This window comes from Streptomyces sp. NPDC048269, assembly GCF_040652395.1.
Lineage (GTDB): Bacteria > Actinomycetota > Actinomycetes > Streptomycetales > Streptomycetaceae > Streptomyces.
Genome location: NZ_JBEZLW010000009.1, coordinates 87,001 through 105,653, shown reverse-complemented (window position 1 = coordinate 105,653; position 18,653 = coordinate 87,001). Strand labels below are relative to the sequence as shown.

Annotated in this window: 14 protein-coding genes; 7 read left to right on the top strand and 7 right to left on the bottom strand. The window is 71.0% G+C overall.

Translation table 11 applies throughout. The features are described 5' to 3' along the window. Window positions 1-4: 4 nt before the first annotated feature. Both AB0D48_RS13105 and ssd read right to left on the bottom strand, forming a co-directional pair. Window positions 5-1,153, bottom strand: coding sequence for a TadA family conjugal transfer-associated ATPase (locus AB0D48_RS13105; RefSeq protein WP_362394627.1), 1,149 nt, complete (start codon window positions 1,151-1,153; stop codon window positions 5-7). Continuing rightward, complete coding sequence (gene ssd, locus AB0D48_RS13100; RefSeq protein WP_362394960.1) at window positions 1,150-2,283, bottom strand: septum site-determining protein Ssd; 1,134 nt, start codon at window positions 2,281-2,283, stop codon at window positions 1,150-1,152. Before ssd ends, AB0D48_RS13105 begins: the two co-directional genes overlap by 4 nt. 496 nt (window positions 2,284-2,779) lie before the next feature. Here ssd and AB0D48_RS13095 point away from each other — a divergent pair, with 496 nt between their 5' ends. Beyond that, complete coding sequence (locus AB0D48_RS13095) at window positions 2,780-3,649, top strand: HAD-IB family hydrolase (RefSeq protein WP_362394624.1); 870 nt, start codon at window positions 2,780-2,782, stop codon at window positions 3,647-3,649. 521 nt (window positions 3,650-4,170) lie between these two features. On the opposite strand, the gene AB0D48_RS13090 is transcribed toward AB0D48_RS13095, so the two are convergent. Continuing rightward, window positions 4,171-4,992: an oxidoreductase gene (locus AB0D48_RS13090; protein WP_362394622.1), complete on the bottom strand. Its 822-nt coding sequence runs from the start codon at window positions 4,990-4,992 to the stop codon at window positions 4,171-4,173. A 109-nt stretch (window positions 4,993-5,101) separates the two neighbouring features. On the opposite strand from AB0D48_RS13090, the gene AB0D48_RS13085 reads away from it, so the two are divergent. Next, complete coding sequence (locus tag AB0D48_RS13085; RefSeq protein WP_362394620.1) at window positions 5,102-6,205, top strand: ATP-binding protein; 1,104 nt, start codon at window positions 5,102-5,104, stop codon at window positions 6,203-6,205. Here AB0D48_RS13085 and AB0D48_RS13080 read toward each other — a convergent pair. After that, window positions 6,159-7,469 carry a hypothetical protein gene (locus AB0D48_RS13080; RefSeq protein WP_362394618.1) on the bottom strand — a complete coding sequence of 437 codons (1,311 nt, stop codon included), beginning with the start codon at window positions 7,467-7,469 and terminating at the stop codon, window positions 6,159-6,161. The two genes, AB0D48_RS13085 and AB0D48_RS13080, sit on opposite strands and share 47 nt — an antisense overlap. A gap of 235 nt (window positions 7,470-7,704) precedes the next feature. On the opposite strand from AB0D48_RS13080, the gene AB0D48_RS13075 reads away from it, so the two are divergent. The 5 genes from AB0D48_RS13075 to AB0D48_RS13055 all read left to right on the top strand — a co-directional run bounded on the left by AB0D48_RS13075 (window position 7,705) and on the right by AB0D48_RS13055 (window position 15,340). Next, window positions 7,705-10,074 carry a SulP family inorganic anion transporter gene (locus AB0D48_RS13075; protein ID WP_362394615.1) on the top strand — a complete coding sequence of 790 codons (2,370 nt, stop codon included), beginning with the start codon at window positions 7,705-7,707 and terminating at the stop codon, window positions 10,072-10,074. A gap of 162 nt (window positions 10,075-10,236) precedes the next feature. Beyond that, window positions 10,237-12,234, top strand: coding sequence for an acetate--CoA ligase (gene acs, locus AB0D48_RS13070; RefSeq protein WP_362394612.1), 1,998 nt, complete (start codon window positions 10,237-10,239; stop codon window positions 12,232-12,234). A gap of 212 nt (window positions 12,235-12,446) precedes the next feature. Then, window positions 12,447-13,856, top strand: a complete 1,410-nt coding sequence (nhaA, locus tag AB0D48_RS13065; RefSeq protein WP_362394609.1) for a Na+/H+ antiporter NhaA — start codon at window positions 12,447-12,449, stop codon at window positions 13,854-13,856. Between the two features lie 60 nt (window positions 13,857-13,916). Continuing rightward, entirely contained in the window at window positions 13,917-14,375 is a 459-nt protein-coding gene (locus AB0D48_RS13060; protein WP_362394606.1) for a phage holin family protein, read from the top strand. Further along, window positions 14,372-15,340, top strand: a complete 969-nt coding sequence (locus AB0D48_RS13055; RefSeq protein ID WP_362394603.1) for an alpha/beta hydrolase — start codon at window positions 14,372-14,374, stop codon at window positions 15,338-15,340. The genes AB0D48_RS13060 and AB0D48_RS13055 overlap by 4 nt, the downstream gene beginning before the upstream one ends. Before the next feature lie 386 nt (window positions 15,341-15,726). On the opposite strand, the gene AB0D48_RS13050 is transcribed toward AB0D48_RS13055, so the two are convergent. The 3 genes from AB0D48_RS13050 to nth all read right to left on the bottom strand — a co-directional run bounded on the left by AB0D48_RS13050 (window position 15,727) and on the right by nth (window position 18,599). Beyond that, window positions 15,727-16,929, bottom strand: a complete 1,203-nt coding sequence (locus tag AB0D48_RS13050; RefSeq protein ID WP_362394600.1) for a MarP family serine protease — start codon at window positions 16,927-16,929, stop codon at window positions 15,727-15,729. A gap of 13 nt (window positions 16,930-16,942) precedes the next feature. Further along, entirely contained in the window at window positions 16,943-17,689 is a 747-nt protein-coding gene (locus AB0D48_RS13045; RefSeq protein WP_362394596.1) for a CoA pyrophosphatase, read from the bottom strand. A gap of 88 nt (window positions 17,690-17,777) precedes the next feature. Next, window positions 17,778-18,599 carry an endonuclease III gene (nth, locus tag AB0D48_RS13040; RefSeq protein WP_362394957.1) on the bottom strand — a complete coding sequence of 274 codons (822 nt, stop codon included), beginning with the start codon at window positions 18,597-18,599 and terminating at the stop codon, window positions 17,778-17,780. Window positions 18,600-18,653: the final 54 nt, after the last annotated feature.

Sequence of the window (18,653 nt, the reverse complement as noted above, 5' to 3'; positions counted from 1 at the left end):
GCGCTCACCGGGCACCTCGCAGCAGCGGGCGCAGCCGCTCCCAGCCCCGCTCCCGCACGAAACCCCGCGCGGCCCAGCGCAGCGCCGGCACGGTGACCACCAGACCGGCGGCATCCCGCTCCAGCACGTGCACCTCGGCCACCCGGCGCCGCCCTTCCCGGTCCCGCACCAGGTGGACCACCAGGGTCAGCGCGGCCGCCAACTGGCTGTGCAGGGCGGCCCGGTCGAGCCCGGCCGCCGTCCCCAGGGCCTCCAGCCGGGCCGGGACGTGGGCTGCGGCATTGGCGTGGACCGTGCCGCAGCCGCCTTCGTGACCCGTGTTCAGCGCCGCGAGCAGGTCTGCGACTTCGGCTCCGCGGACCTCGCCGACCACCAGCCGGTCGGGCCGCATCCGCAGTGCCTGGCGGACGAGGTCGGCCAAGGTGACCAAACCCGCGCCCTCCTGGTTGGCGGGCCGGGCCTCGAGCCGCACCACATGCGGATGGTCGGGGCGCAGCTCGGCCGAATCCTCGGCCAGCACGATCCGCTCACCGGGGCCGACCAGCCCCAGCAGGGCGCTGAGCAGGGTGGTCTTACCGGTTCCGGTCCCGCCGGAGACGAGGAAGGACAGCCGGGCTTCGATCATCTCCCGCAGCAGCCGGTGCCCGCCGGGCGGCAGTGTCCCCGCCGCGACCAGTTCCTCCAGCGTGAACGCCCGCGGCCGCACCACCCGCATGGAGAGGCAGGCCGACCCGACCGCCACCGGTGGCAGCACCGCGTGCAGCCGGGTGCCGTCGGGCATCCGGGCGTCCACCCAGGGCCGGGCGTCATCCAGCCGGCGCCCAGCGACGGCGGCCAGCCGCTGGGCGAGTCTGCGCACGGCCTCCGGGTCGGTGAAGGTCACTCCCGTCAGCTCCAGCCCGCCACCGCGGTCCACCCACACCCGGTCGGGGGCCGCCACCAGCACATCGGTGACCTCCGGGTCGGCGAGCAGCGGCTCCAAGGGGCCCGCGCCGACCAGCTCGGACCGTAACTCGGCGGCGACGCCGAGCACTTCCGCGTCGCCCAGCAGCCGGCCCTGGGACCGCAGGGCCGCCGCCACCCGCGCCGGGGTCGGCTCCGCCCCGCTCTCGGCGAGCTGGCGGCGCACCGCGTCCAGCAGCAGCGTACTCATGCCGGCACCCCCTGGGCGGAGCCGAGCGCCCGCTGCCAGAAGCCGTCGCAGAAGCGGGCCAGCGCGCCGCGCCCATGTGCTCCCGGCGGTTCCCCCTCAGCCACCCTCCCGGGAAGTCCCACTTCGACCGGCACCTCCCCGGCCAGCGGCGCCCCCAGCAAAGCGGCCACCGCCTCCGGATCGAGACCACCCGGGCAGCGGCCCCGAACGACGACGCGCACGTCCCGGGCCACCATCCGCACCCCGGCCGCCAGCCGGCCCGCGGCGGCCACGGCCCGCAGCTCGCCCGGCACCACCATGAGCACCAGGTCGAGCTGGGCCAATACCTCCGCCACGGCTTCGTCCACCCTTCGCGGGAGGTCGACCACCACGACCCCGCCACGGCGGCGCGCGGCCGACACCACCGACCGCATCGCGGCGGGCGGCACCACCACCCGGTCTCCGCGGTCCCAGCTGAGCACGCGCAGGGCGTGCAGTTCGGGCAGGGACTCCTCCAGGGCTCCGGCACCCACCCGTCCGCGAGAGGCGGCGAAGTCGGGCCAGCGAAGCCCTTCCGCGCCCTCGCCGCCGAGCAGGACGTCCATGCCGCCGCCCAGCGGGTCTCCGTCGATGAGGATGGTCCGCTCCCCGGTGTGCGCGGCGCGGACGGCGAGTGCGCAGGCGAGGGTGGAGGCCCCGGCCCCGCCACTGCCGCCGATCACCCCGACGGCGAGCGCGGGCCGGCCGGCTCCTTCCACCACGTCGGCGATGCGGTCGACGAGACGGCTTTCGGCGTCCGGGAGCCTCAGCACCTCCTCGGCGCCGATCTCCACCGCCCGCTGCCACACCAGGGGGTCGTCCAGATCCCGGCCCACCAGGAACACGCCGTCCCTGCGCGGCGCCCCGCGCACCCGCCGGGCCGCGTCGTCCCCGACCAGCACCAAGGGCGCGGATTCCCATCCGGCACTCCCGCCAGGCCCACCGGGCCCGCCAGCGCCGTCCTGCTCCGTCGCCTCGTGGTGCACGTGCGGCTCGGCGCCCGCAGCGGCACACAGCCGCAGCAGGTCGTCCAGCAGCAGGGGATCCTCGGTGATGATCAGCGGACGCCCGCCGACGGCCGGGCCCGCGGAGGCGCCCCCGACCCCGCCCACCACGGACACGGACTCCGGCGTTTCACACGACTTCGATCGAGCCACGATCTCCGCCCCCTTCTCACTGCAAATCCAGCACCGCGGACTTCGCGGCTGGAATCACCGTGCAGCGATCAGGAAAAAGAAGTGGATCTTGCTCGGAAACTGTGGACGCCGAACCGATTGTGAATAACCCGGTCACCCTCACAGGTGAGTTCCAGAGCGCGGCGGAACCACTACGCAACGTCACGAGTCTGGAGGAGTGAGGGCCTACGCCCGGGGAGGCCTCGTACGACAGGAGGGCCGCAGGAATGGTCACTTGGGGCCGAAGGAGGGACGCGAACCGCGTCCGGACATGCGACGACCCCCGCCGGGGGGGAGAGCGGGGGTCGTCCCCACGGTCCGACTCGGGGGGGGAGGAGCCAGACCGGGTTAGCACGGTCGCGAACGATCCGTGACTTCCATGGTGTACCCGAGAGCCTTCTCAGGCAAACCCACGCGCCACACCTTACGCCGAATGGTGGGCGCATATGCTCGGGGCGTGGAAAATCAGCCCTTGCCGCACTCCTCACCTCGCACCGCAGCCTTCTTCGACCTGGACAAGACGGTCATTGCGAAGTCGAGCACCCTGACGTTCAGCAAGTCCTTCTACCGGGGCGGCCTGATCAACCGGCGAGCCGTGCTGCGCACCGCGTACACGCAGTTCATCTTCCTGGCCGGCGGCGCCGACCACGATCAGATGGAGCGGATGCGCGAGTACCTCTCCGCCCTGTGCAAGGGGTGGAACGTGCAGCAGGTGCGGGAGATCGTCGCGGAAGCCCTGCACGACCTCATCGACCCGATCATCTACGACGAGGCCGCGTCCCTCATCGAGGCCCATCACACGGCGGGCCGCGACGTGGTGATCGTGTCGACCTCCGGCGCGGAGGTGGTCGAGCCGATCGGCGAGATGCTCGGCGCCGACCGCGTCGTCGCCACGCGCATGGTCGTGGGCGACGACGGCTGCTTCACCGGCGAGATCGAGTACTACGCCTACGGACCGACGAAGGCGGAAGCCGTCCGCGAGCTCGCGGAGTCCGAGGGGTACGACCTCGCCCGGTGCTACGCCTACAGCGACTCGGCCACCGACATCCCGATGCTGGAGGCGGTCGGACACCCGCATGCCGTCAATCCCGACCGGGCACTGCGCAAGGAGGCCTTGGCGCGGGAGTGGCCGGTGCTCGTGTTCAACCGCCCGGTGCGGCTGAAGCAGCGACTGCCCGGGCTGTCGATGCCTGCCCGGCCGGCACTGATCGCGGCCGCCGCCGTGGGTGCGGCCGCCGCCACCGCCGGGCTGGTCTGGTGCGCGAGCCGCCGCCGGAGCCGCGCACTGGCCGCGTCCGCCTGACGAACGCCTGAAATGCCCGCCCGAACCCGCCCGAAGCCCACTGCGGCCCGCCCGCTGCCCACCGGGGCGAATGTCCTCACCTGGGGCGATACAGCCCGTCCGGTTCGCCCGAAGTCGTCCCGGTAAGTAAAAAGTGGAGTTAGGGGTTTCGCATGGCTCCGAAGCGGAGTACAAATAAAGCAACGGCCCGCGAGACCAAAGAACATCCGAGAGGATCATCTTTAAAACGCAGTAAGGCCCACGGACCGAAGCATGAACGTCTAGCACCCACGCGACGTCGACCCGTCGATTACGGGCCAGCCGCACCAGGTGACGGGCAAAGTTCCCGACCTGATGGGCAACCATCGAGGACGCTTGGTAACTGGGCGTAAGTGCCAGCGGCGACACCAAAGCAAGACGGTGTCGCCGCAACCCATGTCCGGCCATTTTTCAGCAGTGCCCGCCCCAGCCGGCTGCCGGCCACGCCAGGCGCGCAAGCGGGCAGGCAGGCAGGCCAACCAGCAGAGGCCCGGCCGAGTGGCTCAGGCCGCGCCGCGCTGCAGCGCCTCACAGACCGCCGTCGACTCGCGGACGCCGAGCTCGATCGCGCGCCCGCAGTGGGCGATCCAGGCGGCCATCCCGTCAGGGGTACCGGAGACATAACCGTCGAACGCGGCGAGGTAGGCCTCCCGGCCCTGTTCCGCGTGGCCGACCTCTGCCGGGCAGATCGCCTTCGGGTCCAGCCCGCTGTTGATCAGGACGATGCGCTCGGCCGCCCGCGCGACCAAGCCGTTGTAGGTGGCGAAGGGGCGCAGGGCCAGCAGTTCCCCGTGCACCACGGCTGCCGTGATCAGCGCCGGGGCCGAGCCGCCCGCGATGATCAGGCGGGAGAGCCCGTCCAGCCGGCCCGCGACCTCTTCGGCGCTCGGCAGCGGGAGCTCGACCAGCGGTTCGTCCACCGGCTCGCCCGCCAGGCGGGGGCGGCCCACCACGTCACCCTCCGCCGTCGACCCCGACGCCACGAGGTGGAGCCGCGCCAGAACCCGTAGCGGCGACTGGCGCCAGATGCTCAGCAACTGACCGGCCTCGGCGGTGAGCCGCAACGCGGCGCCCACCGTCAGTGCTTCGGGCTCCGACCCGAAGTCGGTCCGCCGCCGCACCTCCTCAAGCGCCCAGTCCGCACCGGACAGCGCCGCGCTCCCGCGGGCGCCGCGCAGCGCGGCCTCCGAGGTGATCTCGGCACTGCGGCGGCGCATCACCCGGTGCCCGTAGACCCGGTCCACGGCCTTGCGTACGGAATCCACGGAATCGGCGACACCCGGCAGCCCGGACAGGGCGGCCAACGGGTCAGAAGCGCTACTCATAAGTAGGGAGCCTACGCACTGCGCACCCGTAGCACCGACCCCTCCTTGGAGTGGTCTTCTTCACTCACCTCGACAACTCAACGCGTTCAACCCACTACGCTTGGTGAACATGAAGATCGCTTTCGTGGGAAAGGGCGGCAGCGGCAAGACGACGCTGTCCTCCCTCTTCATCCGCCACCTCGCCGCCAATGAGGCCCCCGTCGTCGCGGTGGACGCCGACATCAACCAGCACCTGGGCGCCGCGCTCGGACTCGACGAGGGCGAGGCCGCCGCACTGCCCGCCCTGGGCGCGCACCTGCCCCTGATCAAGGAGTACCTGAGGGGCTCCAACCCGCGCATCGCGTCCGCGGACACGATGATCAAGACGACCCCGCCCGGCCGGGGATCACGCCTGCTGCGGGTCACCGAGGACAACCCGGTGTACGAGGCCTGCGCGCGCACGCTCCTGCTCGACGGCGAGCCCGTACGGCTCATGGCCACCGGGCCGTTCACCGAGGCCGATCTCGGCGTGGCCTGCTACCACTCCAAGGTCGGGGCGGTCGAGCTCTGCCTCAACCACCTCGTCGACGGCCCCGACGAGTACGTCGTCGTCGACATGACCGCCGGATCGGACTCCTTCGCCTCGGGCATGTTCACCCGCTTCGACGTGACGTTCCTGGTTGCCGAGCCGACCCGCAAGGGCGTCTCCGTCTACCGCCAGTACAAGGAGTACGCGCGGGACTTCGGGGTCTCGCTCAAGGTCATCGGCAACAAGGTCCAGGGCCCGGAGGACATCGAGTTCCTCCAGGACGAGGTGGGCGAGGACCTGCTGGTCACCGTAGGGCACTCCGACTGGGTGCGGGCGATGGAGAAGGGCCGGCCGGCCGCCTTCGAGCTGCTGGAGGCGACCAACCGGCTGGCACTCCAGGCCCTCCAGGACGCGGCCGACGACTCGTACGCGCACCGCGACTGGGAGCGGTACACCGAGCAGATGGTGCGGTTCCACCTCAAGAACGCTGAGAGCTGGGGCAACGCCAAGACCGGGGTCGACCTGGCGGACCAGGTCGACCCCGGGTTCGTCCTGCGCGAGGGTCGTGCGGGTCGCGAGGATCGTGCGGGCAGTCCGGGTTGGGAGGGCCTCGGCGATGCCGAGCGCGAACCGGAGACGGCCGACCCGGACGCGCTCGTCAGCCCTCGTCCGACCCGGCATCAGCCGGCTCCGCAGCCGGCTTGACCCCGGCGGGGGCCGTCGGCGGTGCGGGCGGCGGCCCCGCGCTCAGGAACTTCGTCCAGCCCTCCTTGGGCGCCTCGCCGACGTCGAGGGTGCGCATCCACTCCAGCGTCTTGGGATCCTGGGCGTCCAGCCAGTCCGCAAGCTCGCGGAACGGCACGCAGCGGACCTCCTTCTGGGTGCACATGCCCTTGATGGACTCCTCGACGGCGCGCATGTAGGTGCCGCCGTTCCAGGACTCGAAGTGGTTGCCGATGATCAGCGGGGCACGGTTGCCCTGGTAGACCCGGTCGAAGGCCTCGCGCAGGCCGTCGCGCATCTGGTCGCCCCAGTACGCGTGCTGCGAGGGGTCGCCCTGGGAGGTCGTCCCGGACTGGTTCGTCATGAAGTTGTAGTCCATGCTCAGGGTCTCGAAGGCGCGGCCCGGCACGGGCACCAGCTGCAGCGGGATGTCCCAGAGCCCGTCCGTCTTCTTGGGCCAGAGCTGCTTGCTGATGCCGCTGGAGTCGTAGCGGAAGCCCATGTCCTTCGCCGCCAGCATGAAGTTCTTCTGGCCTTCGAGGCAGGGCGTGCGGGCCCCGACGAGTTCCTTGTCGTAGTCGAAGGGGAGCGCCTCCATGCTCTTCAGGCCCGCGTTCGTCTTCCAGTTCTTGACGAACGACTTGGCCTGGTTGATCTCGCTCTTCCACTCCTCCACGGACCAGGTGCCGACGCCGCCGTCGGGGCCGCAGAAGTGGCCGTTGAAGTGGGTACCGATCTCGTTGCCCTCCAGCCAGGCCGCGCGGACCTGGGTGGCGGTGTCCTTGATGCCCTGGAGGTCGCCGAAGCCGATGTCGGAGCGGCCGGACTCGTGCTGCGGGGCGGTGTAGAGGGAACGCTTCTCCTCGGGGAGCATGTACACCCCGCTGAGGAAGTACGTCATCCGGGCGTTGTACTTCTTGCCGACCTCGCGGAAGTGCGAGAAGAGCTTCTGGCTGTCCTCGCCGGCGCCGTCCCACGAGAACACCACGAACTGCGGCGGCTTTTCACCGGGCTTCAGCTTCTGTGCCTTCCGCACGTTCGGCTGCGGGCCGGTGTACGCGGTCGAACCGTCGCCGATGAGCCGGTTGACGCTGCCGGGAGCCTCGGGGGCGGCGGCACCCTTCCGGGCGTTCTGGCTTCCGGGGGCCGGGGCCTTGGCGGGTTCCGAGGCGCTGCACCCGGCGACTCCCAGGACCAGCGCCGTGGCGGCCAGGCCACCGGCGATCTTCTTCGTGGCGGCGATCATCCGCCCCACCTCTCCCTCACAGTTCATCGCATGACTTCCGCGCCGCAACGTCCCACGCGATCCGACATGAGGAAGGTGTGACAAGCCGGACAAAATGCTTAATCACCCTAGAGGGTTAATTCATAGGCCATTTGCCCGTATTGCCTACCGCCTCTCTTTACTCTCCATTACCCTCCATTTACCGAGTGTTGAGACTCCCGCCGCTTCATCCCTCCCCCCGAGGAGACGGGACCTTATGACTGCCACCTCCCCCACTCCGACGAACAACCTCCCCGCGGACCTGTCCGCCTCCATCGCCGTCTTCCTGATCGCCCTGCCGTTCTCCCTCGGCATCGCCCTGGCCACCGGCGCCCCGCTCCAGGCCGGGCTGGTCGCCGCGGCCGTCGGTGGCATCGTCGCCGGACGGCTCGGCGGGGCCCCACTCCTGGTGAGCGGCCCCGCCGCCGGACTCACGGTCGTCAGCGCCGAGTTGATCCGGCACTACGGGTGGCGTACCACCTGCGCCGTCACCGTGCTCGCCGGCTTCTGCCAGCTCGGCCTCGCCCTGCTGCGCACCGCCCGGTCGGCGCTCGTGGTCAGCCCGGCCATCGTGCACGGCATGCTCGCCGGCATCGGCGTGACCATCGCGTTGGCCCAGCTGCACATCGTGCTCGGCGGCACCCCGCAGAGCTCCGCCGTCGCCAACGTCCTCGGCCTGCCGAATCAGTTGGCCGATCTGCACCCCGTCGCACTCGGTGTCAGCGCACTGACACTGCTCGTCCTGTTCAGCTGGCCGAGGCTGCCCGGCAGAACCGGCCGCGCCCTGCGCAAGGTGCCGGCGGCGCTCGCCGCCGTGGCGACGGCCACCGCCTTCGCCGCCCTGGCCGGCCTCAGCCTGCCCCGGGTGGACCTGCCGTCGTGGCGCAGCCACGCCCTGCCCGAGCTCCCCGAGGGCCCGGTCCTCGGCATCATCGCCGCCGTCCTGACCGTCACCCTGGTCGGCAGCGTCGAATCCCTGCTCTCCACGGTCGCGACCGACAAGCTGATCGCCTCCGAGCGGGGTACGGGCAACCGCCCGCCGCGCGCCGACCTCAACCGGGAACTGCGGGGCCAGGGCGCCGCGAACATCATCTCCGGCGCGCTGGGCGGGTTGCCCGTCGCGGGCGGGGCCATGCGCAGCGTGGCGAACGTCAAGTCCGGTGCGGTCAGCCGGCGGTCGGTCATGCTGCACGGCCTCTGGGTGCTGCTCGCGGCGGGGCTGCTCGTCCCCGCCCTCGACCTGATCCCCCTGGCCGCGCTGGCCGCGCTGGTGATGGCGGTGGGCGTGCAGATGGTGAGCGCCACGCACCTGCGGACCGTCACCCGGCACCGCGAGATCGTGGTCTACGGCACGACCATCGTGGGAGTGGTCCTCGGCGGGGTCCTGGAGGGCGTGGCCATCGGCATCGCGGTGGCGGTCGCGCTCGCCCTGCACCGGCTGGCGCGGACCCGGATCACACTGGAGCAGCTGGAGACCGGGGTCCACCGGGTGTGGGCGCGCGGCCAGTTGACCTTCCTCGCGGTGCCGCGGCTGAGCCGGGTGCTGAACCAGATTCCGCCCGACGGGCATGCCCTGATCGAGCTGGACGGCTCGTTCATGGACCACGCGGCATACGAGACGCTGCACGACTGGCAGGACGCCCACCGCGCCCACGGCGGAACGGTGGAGGTGACCGGCCGCCGCGCCGACGCGGCACCAGACTCCGACCCGGACGGGCGCGCCCCGCAGCGCGGGGGCCACCAGTGCTGCCGCCCCTGGACGCCGTGGCAGAACCACTGCGACCACCGCGCCGCGGACACCCGTATGGACACCGCGGGGACCACGGCCACCGCCACGGACGGCTCCGACGCGGCGGGGGCTCCCGCGTCAGCGGCATCGGGGCCCGCGGCCGCGCCCACGCCTGCTGCCCGCCGGCGCGGCGCCGGTCAACTGGCCAACGGGATCAGCGCCTTCCAGCGCGACACCGCCCCCCACGTACGGGACGAGCTGGCCCGGCTGGCCCGCGAGGGGCAGCGGCCCTCCCAGCTCTTCCTCACCTGCGCGGACTCCCGCCTGGTGACGAGCATGATCACGGCCAGCGGGCCGGGCGACCTGTTCACGGTCCGCAACGTCGGCAACCTGGTCCCGCTGCCGGGTGCCGAGTCCACCGACGACTCGGTCGCGGCCGCCATCGAGTACGCGGTGGACGTGCTCAAGGTGGACAGCATCACGGTCTGCGGCCACTCGGGCTGCGGGGCCATGCAGGCGCTCCTCAGCGCCTCCCCCGGCGCCCCGATGACCCCGCTGCGCCGCTGGCTGCGGCACGGGCTGCCCAGCCTGGAGCGAATGGCCAGCCGGCACCACGCCTGGGCCCGGATCTCGGGCCGGCTCCCGGCAGACGCCGTGGAGCAGCTGTGCCTGACCAACGTGGTGCAGCAGCTGGAGCACCTGCGGGCCCACGAATCGGTCGCGAGGCGGCTCGCCGAGGGCACGCTGGAGCTGCACGGGATGTACTTCCACGTGGGCGAGGCGACGGCCTACCTGCTGTCCGAAGGCGAGGACTTCTTCGACTGCCGGGTCTTCGACACCGTCGGACAGAACGCCTGAACCACAGCGGCAATGAACCGATAGCCTCCCGTATCCGTGCAATCGCGTGGCCCCTTCTCGCACCCTGCGGCGGGAAGGGGCCGTCGCATGGCTCCGGACGTGCTATAGGTCTAAACCAATTTCCGGCTACCCCTTGTCACCTGGGCCGCTGACTGATGAGCTATGCCCGGGGACACAACGGACACCCTGGGAAAGGGAGATGTCGTGAGCAACGAAAGCCTGGCCAATCTGCTCAAGGAGGAGCGGCGGTTCGCACCGCCCGCCGATCTGGCCGCCGCCGCCAATGTGACAGAGGCTGCGTACACACAGGCCGACGCGGACCGGCTGGGCTTCTGGGCCGAGCAGGCCCGGCGGCTGACCTGGGCCACGGAGCCGACCGAGACGCTCGACTGGACGAACCCGCCCTTCGCGAAGTGGTTCGCGGACGGCAAGCTGAACGTCGCGTACAACTGCGTGGACCGGCACGTCGAGGCCGGCAACGGCGACCGCGTCGCCATCCACTTCGAGGGCGAGCCCGGCGACAGCCGCGCGATCACCTACGCCGAGCTCAAGGCCGAGGTCTCCCAGGCCGCGAACGCCCTGACCGAGCTGGGCGTCGAGGCCGGCGACCGCGTCGCCGTCTACCTGCCGATGATCCCCGAGGCGGTCGTCGCGATGCTCGCGTGCGCCCGCATCGGCGCCGCGCACTCCGTGGTCTTCGGCGGCTTCTCCGCCGACGCCGTCGCCTCCCGGATCCAGGACGCCGACGCCAAGCTGGTCATCACCGCCGACGGCGGCTACCGCCGCGGCAAGCCGACCGCCCTGAAGCCCGCCATCGACGAGGCCGTCACCAAGTGCCCGCAGGTCGAGCACGTGGTCGTCGTACGCCGCACCGGCCAGGACACCGCCTTCACCGAGGGCCGCGACGTCTGGTGGCACGAGGTGGTCGGCCGCCAGTCCGCCGAGCACACGCCGCAGGCCTTCGACGCCGAGCACCCGCTCTTCATCCTGTACACCTCGGGGACCACGGGTAAGCCCAAGGGCATCCTGCACACCTCGGGCGGCTACCTCACCCAGTCCGCGTACACCCACCACGCGGTCTTCGACCTGAAGCCGGAGACCGACGTCTACTGGTGCACCGCCGACATCGGCTGGGTGACCGGGCACTCCTACATCGTGTACGGGCCGCTCGCGAACGGCGCCACCCAGGTGATGTACGAGGGCACCCCGGACACCCCGCACCAGGGCCGGTTCTGGGAGGTCGTGCAGAAGTACGGCGTCACCATCCTCTACACGGCACCCACGGCCATCCGTACGTTCATGAAGTGGGGCGACGACATCCCCGCGAAGTTCGACCTGTCGAGCCTGCGCGTGCTGGGCTCGGTCGGCGAGCCGATCAACCCCGAGGCCTGGATCTGGTACCGCAAGCACATCGGCGGCGACCGCTGCCCGATCGTGGACACCTGGTGGCAGACCGAGACCGGCGCGATGATGATCTCCCCGCTGCCGGGCGTCACGGAGACCAAGCCGGGCTCGGCTCAGCGCGCACTGCCCGGAATCTCCGCCACCGTCGTGGACGACGAGGCGAACGAGGTCCCGAACGGCGGAGGCGGCTACCTCGTCCTCACCGAGCCGTGGCCGGCGATGCTGCGCACCATCTGGGGTGACGACCAGCGGTTCATCGACACCTACTGGTCGCGCTTCGAGGGCAAGTACTTCGCGGGCGACGGCGCCAAGAAGGACGAGGACGGCGACATCTGGCTGCTCGGCCGCGTGGACGACGTGATGCTGGTCTCCGGCCACAACATCTCGACCACCGAGGTCGAGTCGGCGCTCGTCTCGCACCCCTCGGTCGCCGAGGCGGCCGTGGTCGGCGCCAACGACGAGACGACCGGCCAGGCCATCGTGGCCTTCGTCATCCTGCGCGGCAGCGCCTCCGAGACCGAGAGCCTGGTCGCGGACCTGCGCAACCACGTGGGCGCCACGCTCGGCCCGATCGCCAAGCCGAAGCGGATCCTGCCGGTCCAGGAGCTGCCGAAGACCCGCTCGGGCAAGATCATGCGCCGCCTGCTGCGCGACGTGGCGGAAAACCGTGCGGTCGGTGACGTCACCACGCTCGCCGACTCCTCGGTCATGGACCTGATCCAGTCCAAGCTGCCGTCCGCCTCCAGCGAGGACTGACGGCGGCTGAGGAGCCCGGTCGGGCTCGGAAGGGCGTCCGGTGCGCAGCGCGCCGGACGCCCTTTTCGCGCATAAAGTGATGGTCGCCGGATACGTCCCCGACTACACCCTGTAAAATATTGACAGCGTCAAGCAAGTCCACAGGGGTGAGCCGGGAAGTCTGGTCGGCAACTGCATTCGTCATGCCGTCGACCAACCGGAGGTTCCCTTCCGTGGCCACGCCCCGCCCGACCGACCCCCATCGGCGCAAGTTCCTCGGCCGGCTCTCTCTGCCCGAGCGCCGCTTCGTGGGCGATGCCCTGCGCACCGAGACCGTCGGCGGTGTGCTGCTGCTCGTGGCCGCTGTCGCCGCCCTGATCTGGGCGAACACACCCGCTCTGACGGACAGCTACGACACCGTCCGCGACTTCCACATCGGCCCCGAAGCCCTCGGCCTGAACCTGTCGATGCAGCACTGGGCGGCCGACGGTCTGCTCGCCATCTTCTTCTTCGTCGCCGGCATCGAGCTCAAGCGCGAGCTGGTCGCGGGCGATCTGCGCGACCCCAAGGCCGCCGCCCTCCCGGTCATCGCCGCCGTCTGCGGCATGGCCGTACCGGCCGGGGTCTACGCCCTCGTCAACGTGCTCGGTGACGGATCGCAGGCCGGATGGGCGGTCCCGACCGCCACCGACATCGCCTTCGCGCTCGCCGTCCTCGCGGTCATCGGCACCTCGCTGCCGTCCGCCCTGCGCGCCTTCCTGCTGACCCTCGCCGTCGTCGACGACCTCTTCGCGATCATCATCATCGCGGTGTTCTTCACCAGCGACATCGACTTCCTGGCCCTCGGCGGCGCGGCCGCCGGCCTGGTCCTCTTCTGGTTCCTGCTGCGCCGGGGCGTCCGCGGCTGGTACGTCTACGTCCCACTCGCCCTGGCCGTCTGGGGCCTGATGTACAACAGCGGGGTCCACTCCACCATCGCCGGTGTCGCCATGGGCCTGATGCTCCGCTGCCACCGCGAGGACGGCGAGGAGCACTCCCCCGGCGAGCGCATCGAGCACCTCGTACGGCCCCTCTCGGCCGGTCTCGCCGTGCCGCTCTTCGCCCTCTTCTCGGCCGGGGTCTCGCTCTCCGACGAAGCCATCGGCCAGGTCTTCACCCGGCCGGAGACCCTCGGTGTCGTCCTCGGCCTGGTCGTCGGCAAGACGGTCGGCATCTTCGGCGGCACCTGGCTGGCCGCGCGCTTCACCAAGGCCGAGCTCAACGAGGACCTCGCCTGGCCGGACGTCTTCGCCGTCGCCTCGCTGGCCGGCATCGGATTCACCGTCTCGCTGCTGATCGGCGAACTCGCCTTCACCGACGACCCGATCCTCATGGACGAGATCAAGGCCGCCGTCCTGATCGGCTCCCTCATCGCCGCGATCGTCGCCTGCGTCCTGCTCAAGCTCCGCGACCGCAAGTACAGGGCCCTGACCGAGGCCGAGGAGCGCGACGAGGACCTCGACGGCATCCCGGACATCTACGAGGAGCACAACCCGGCGTACCACCTGCGGATGGCGAAGATCTACGACGAGAAGGCCGCGGAACACCGGCGCAAGGCCGAAGCAGCGGCCGGGTCCAGCATCGAGGGCGACCGTCCGGCATGATCTGACTGGGACTGCCGGCGGAGGACAGCCGCCGGCAGCAGACGACAGAAGGAGAGAGCGATGAGCGTAGTGGACCAAGGGGTGCAAGGAGCCGAGCGCACGCTCGGCCAGCTGGTCGCCTCGGCCACCGCCGAGATGTCCGCCCTGGTGCACGACGAGATCGCCCTCGCCAAGGTGGAGATCAAGCAGGACGTCAAGCGCGCGGGCATCGGCAGCGGCGCCGCGATCGTCGCGGGTGTGCTCGTGCTCTTCTCCCTCCCCGTACTGAGTTTCGCCGCGGCCTACGGGATCCATAACCTCGGGCTCGGGCTCGCCTGGTCCTTCCTCATCGTCGGCGGCGCGTTCTGGCTGCTCGCGGGCCTGGTCGGGCTGCTCGCCGTCGTGAAGTTCAAGAAGGTCAAGCCGCCGGTGAAGACCATCGATTCGGTCAAGCAGACCGCCGCGCTCGTCGGGACCGTCAAGCCCCACCCGCGGCCGTTGAGTGACAAGGCCGTGGGTGTGGCACGCTCGTCCTCATGACAGCGCCCTCGCCGGACCCCGGCAATCCCCCCACTGCTGCCACGGCGGTGCGGCTCGACCTCCCCGGCGGACGAGCGGTGACACACCGGGACGTCGCCGCCAACGGCGCCCGATTCCACGTCGCCGAGCTCGGTGACGGTCCACTTGTGCTGCTCCTGCACGGCTTCCCGCAGTTCTGGTGGACCTGGCGGAACCAGATGGTGGCACTCGCCGACGCGGGCTACCGGGCGGTCGCGATGGACCTGCGCGGCGTGGGCGGCAGCGACCGCACCCCGCGCGGCTACGACCCCGCCAATCTGGCGCTCGACATCACCGGAGTCGTACGGTCCCTCGGCGAGCCCGACGCCGCGCTCGTGGGGCACGACCTGGGCGGCTACCTCGCCTGGACGGCGGCCGTGATGCGGCCCAAGCTGGTGCGCCGGCTCGTCGTCTCGTCCATGCCGCACCCGCGCCGGTGGCGCTCGGCGATGCTGTCGGACTTCGGTCAGACCCGGGCGAGTTCGCACATCTGGGGCTTCCAGCGGCCGTTCGTCCCCGAGCGGCAGCTCGTCGCCGACGACGGGGCCCTCGTCGGGCAACTGATCAGGGACTGGTCCGGGCCGCGGCTCCAGGAGGACATGACCGACGAGGACATCGCCGTGTACCGGCGCGCGATGTGCATCCCGTCCACCGCCCACTGCTCGATCGAGCCGTACCGGTGGATGATGCGGTCCATGGCACGGCCCGACGGGCTCCAGTTCAACCGGCGGATGAAGCGGCCGGTACGGGTGCCGACCCTGCACCTGCACGGCTCGCTCGACCCGGTGATGCGCACGCGGAGCGCGGCCGGCTCCGGCCAGTACGTCGAAGCCCCGTACCGGTGGCGGCTGTTCGACGGTCTCGGGCACTTCCCGCACGAGGAGGACCCGGTGGCCTTCTCGACCGAACTCGTGAACTGGCTCAAGGACCCCGAGCCGGACCGCTGATCGGTATGACAAGCATTCAATTGCCTGGCGCATAGGCCAATTGGCCGCCTCGGACGGGGTTACCGACCTTGGGGCACGGGCACAGCTCGGAGTATGGGCTGGACGCACGACTACGGTGACACCGCACACGAACGCCGCTCGGCTGCGACGCCGGGCACCTACGAGAGGGCCGGCCGTCACGGCCATGACCTCCGACTCGGGATTCCGCGCATCCTGCGCCGCCGCGCCCTCTGGGTCTCGGCGCGCCTGCGCCATCAGCGTACGTAGGACCGGCGGGCGCACAGGCCGGCGGACGTAGGGCCCTCAAACGCAGAGACCGACGGGCGCAGAGACCGACGGGCCCCGTGCCCTCGGCGTTCGGGGCCCCGTACCCGGGGATCAGCTTGTCAGAGGGCGCAGCCCTGGCTGTCGACCCGCTGCTCGGCGATCCGGCCGATCCGGATGTCGTCGCGGATCTCGTCCGCCGTGAGGGCGTAGCCGGTGTTCGGGTCGTCGAGGGACTTCGCGAACACGACCCCGTACACCTTGCCGTCGGCCGTCAGCAGCGGGCCGCCGGAGTTGCCCTGGCGGACGGTCGCGTAGAGCGAGTAGACGTCCCGTCGGACGGTGCCCCGGTGGTAGATGTCCGGGCCGTTGGCGTTGATCCGGCCGCGGACGCGGGCGGAGCGGACGTCGTACGCGCCGTTCTCCGGGAAGCCGGCGACGATCGCGTCGCTGCCGCTCGCCGCGTCCCGGTCGGTGAACTCCAGCGCCGGGGCCTTCAGCTTGGGCACGTCCAGGACGGCGATGTCGCGCTCCCAGTCGTAGAGCACGACCTTGCCGTCGTACAGCTTGCCCTCGCCGCCGATCTGCACGGTCGGCTCGCCGACTCCGCCGACGACATGCGCGTTGGTCATCACCTTGCCGGGCGCGAAGACGAAGCCCGTGCCCTCCAGCACCTTGCTGCAACTGGGGGCGGTGCCGACGACCTTCACGATCGAACGCTTGGCCTGCTCGCTGACCGGGCTGCTGGCGAGCGCCGGATCGGGCGCCTTCACCTCGGTGATCGGCTCGTTGGAGAAGGGGCTGAACACCTGCGGGAAGCCGTTTTGCGCCAGGGTGGCGCTGAAGTCCGAGAACCAGGTGTTCGCCTGGGCGGGCAGCACCCGCGACACGCCCAGGAGCACCTTGGAATTACGGACTTCCTTGCCCAGCGTGGGAAGTGACGTACCGGCGAGCGCGGACCCGATCAGCCAGGCCACCAGCAGCATCGCGACGACGTTGACCAGGGCCCCGCCGGTCGCGTCCAGCGCGCGCGCCGGTGACCAGGTGATCTGGCGCCGGAGCCGGCTCCCGAGGTGAGTGGTCAGGGCCTGGCCGATCGACGCGCAGACGATGATCACGACGACGGCGATGACGACGACCGTGGTGGACACCCGGGTGCCGTTGTCCGTCACCCGGTCCCAGACCAGCGGGAGCAGGGACACGGCGACGAGACCACCGCCGAGGAAGCCGATCACCGACAGGATGCCGACGACGAACCCCTGGCGGTAGCCGACGATCGCGAACCATACGGCGGCGAGCAGCAACAGGATGTCCAGCACGTTCACATGGGCCACCGTCTCACGCGCGCCAGTCGAGCGGGACCTGACGTGAGCGGTCCCACGGTCGCTCCCAGCCCGCGAAGTGCAGGATCCGGTCGATCACTCCGGCCGTGAAACCCCAGACCAGAGCCGATTCGACGGTGAAACCCGGGCCCAGGTGGCCGCTGGGATGGACGGTCATGACCCGGTGTTCGGGGTTCGTGAGATCGGCCACCGGGACCGTGAAGACGCGGGCCGTCTCGGCCGGGTCCACGGCGCCGACCGGGCTGGGGGCGCGCCACCAGCCGAGGACCGGGGTCACGACGAACTCGCTGACCGGGATGTAGAGGCGGGGCAGCACCCCGAAGAGCTGGACACCGGACGGATCGAGTCCGGTCTCCTCCTCGGCCTCGCGCAGCGCGGCGCGCAGCGGGCCGGTGGTGTGCGGATCGCCGTCCTCCGGGTCCAGGGCGCCCCCTGGGAAGGACGGCTGGCCCGCGTGCGAGCGGAGGGTGCCTGCGCGCTCCATGAGCAGCAGCTCGGGCCCGCGGGGGCCTTCGCCGAACAGGACGAGCACGGCGGACTGCCGGCCCCGGCCGTCCTCGGGCGGCAGGAACCGGCTCAGCTGGGTCGGGCGCACCGTGCGCACGGCCTCGACGACGGGGTCGAGCCAGCCGGGCAGGCCGTGCGTGCTGACCTCGACCGCCCCGACGCTTTCGCGGGCCTCCCGGGCCTCACGGGCCTCGCGGGCTCCCGCCGTCGTCTCGTCCCGTGTACCGCGCGTCATAGGCACCCCTGTCCGCGTTCTTCAGTCAACACCGTCTCCCACACCGCCAAACGCGGCCCGGGTACTGATTCGTTCCTGTCACGGCCCGTCAGGGCGCCGGGGTGCCCAGTGGCGGGGCCGGTAGGCCCGGGTAGTCCGGGGGCGGGCTCAGCCGCTGGCCCGGCTGGCCGCCCTTCTCGTACTTGAGCAGCTTGCGCGCCTTCTCCGGGTCGGTCTCGCCCTCCCCGTACGCGGGGCAGAGCGGGGCGATCGGGCAGGCGCCGCAGGCGGGCCGGCGGGCGTGGCAGATCCGGCGGCCGTGGAAGACGACGCGGTGCGAGAGCATCGTCCACTCGCTCTTCGGGAAGATCGCGCAGACCTCCGCCTCGACCTTCTCCGGATCCTCCTGCTCGGTCCACTTCCAGCGGCGCACCAGCCGGCCGAAGTGGGTGTCCACGGTGATCCCCGGGACCCCGAACGCGTTGCCGAGAACCACGTTCGCGGTCTTGCGGCCCACTCCGGGCAGGGTCACCAGGTCCTCTATCCGCCCCGGCACCTCCCCGTCGAACTTGTCCCGCAGGGCCTGTGAGATGCCGAGCAGGGACCTGGACTTCGCGCGGAAGAACCCGGTCGGCCTGATCAGCTCCTCCAGGTGCTCGGGAGCGGCCGCCGCCATGTCCTCGGGGGTGGGGTAGGCGGCGAAGAGGGCCGGGGTCGTCTGGTTCACGCGCAGGTCGGTGGTCTGTGCGGACAGCACCGTCGCGACGAGCAGCTCGAAGGGATTGCGGAAGTCGAGCTCCGGATGGGCGTACGGATAGACCTCGGCCAGTTCGCGATTGATGCGGCGGGCCCGGCGCACCATGGCCAGACGGGATTCGGGCTTGGCCGCGGACGGTTTCTTGGCCGAACCTTTGCCCTGAGGGGCGGGCAGGGCCTGCGAAGATGCCTCCTCAGAGACTTGTTCGCCCACGGCTGAATTTTGGGC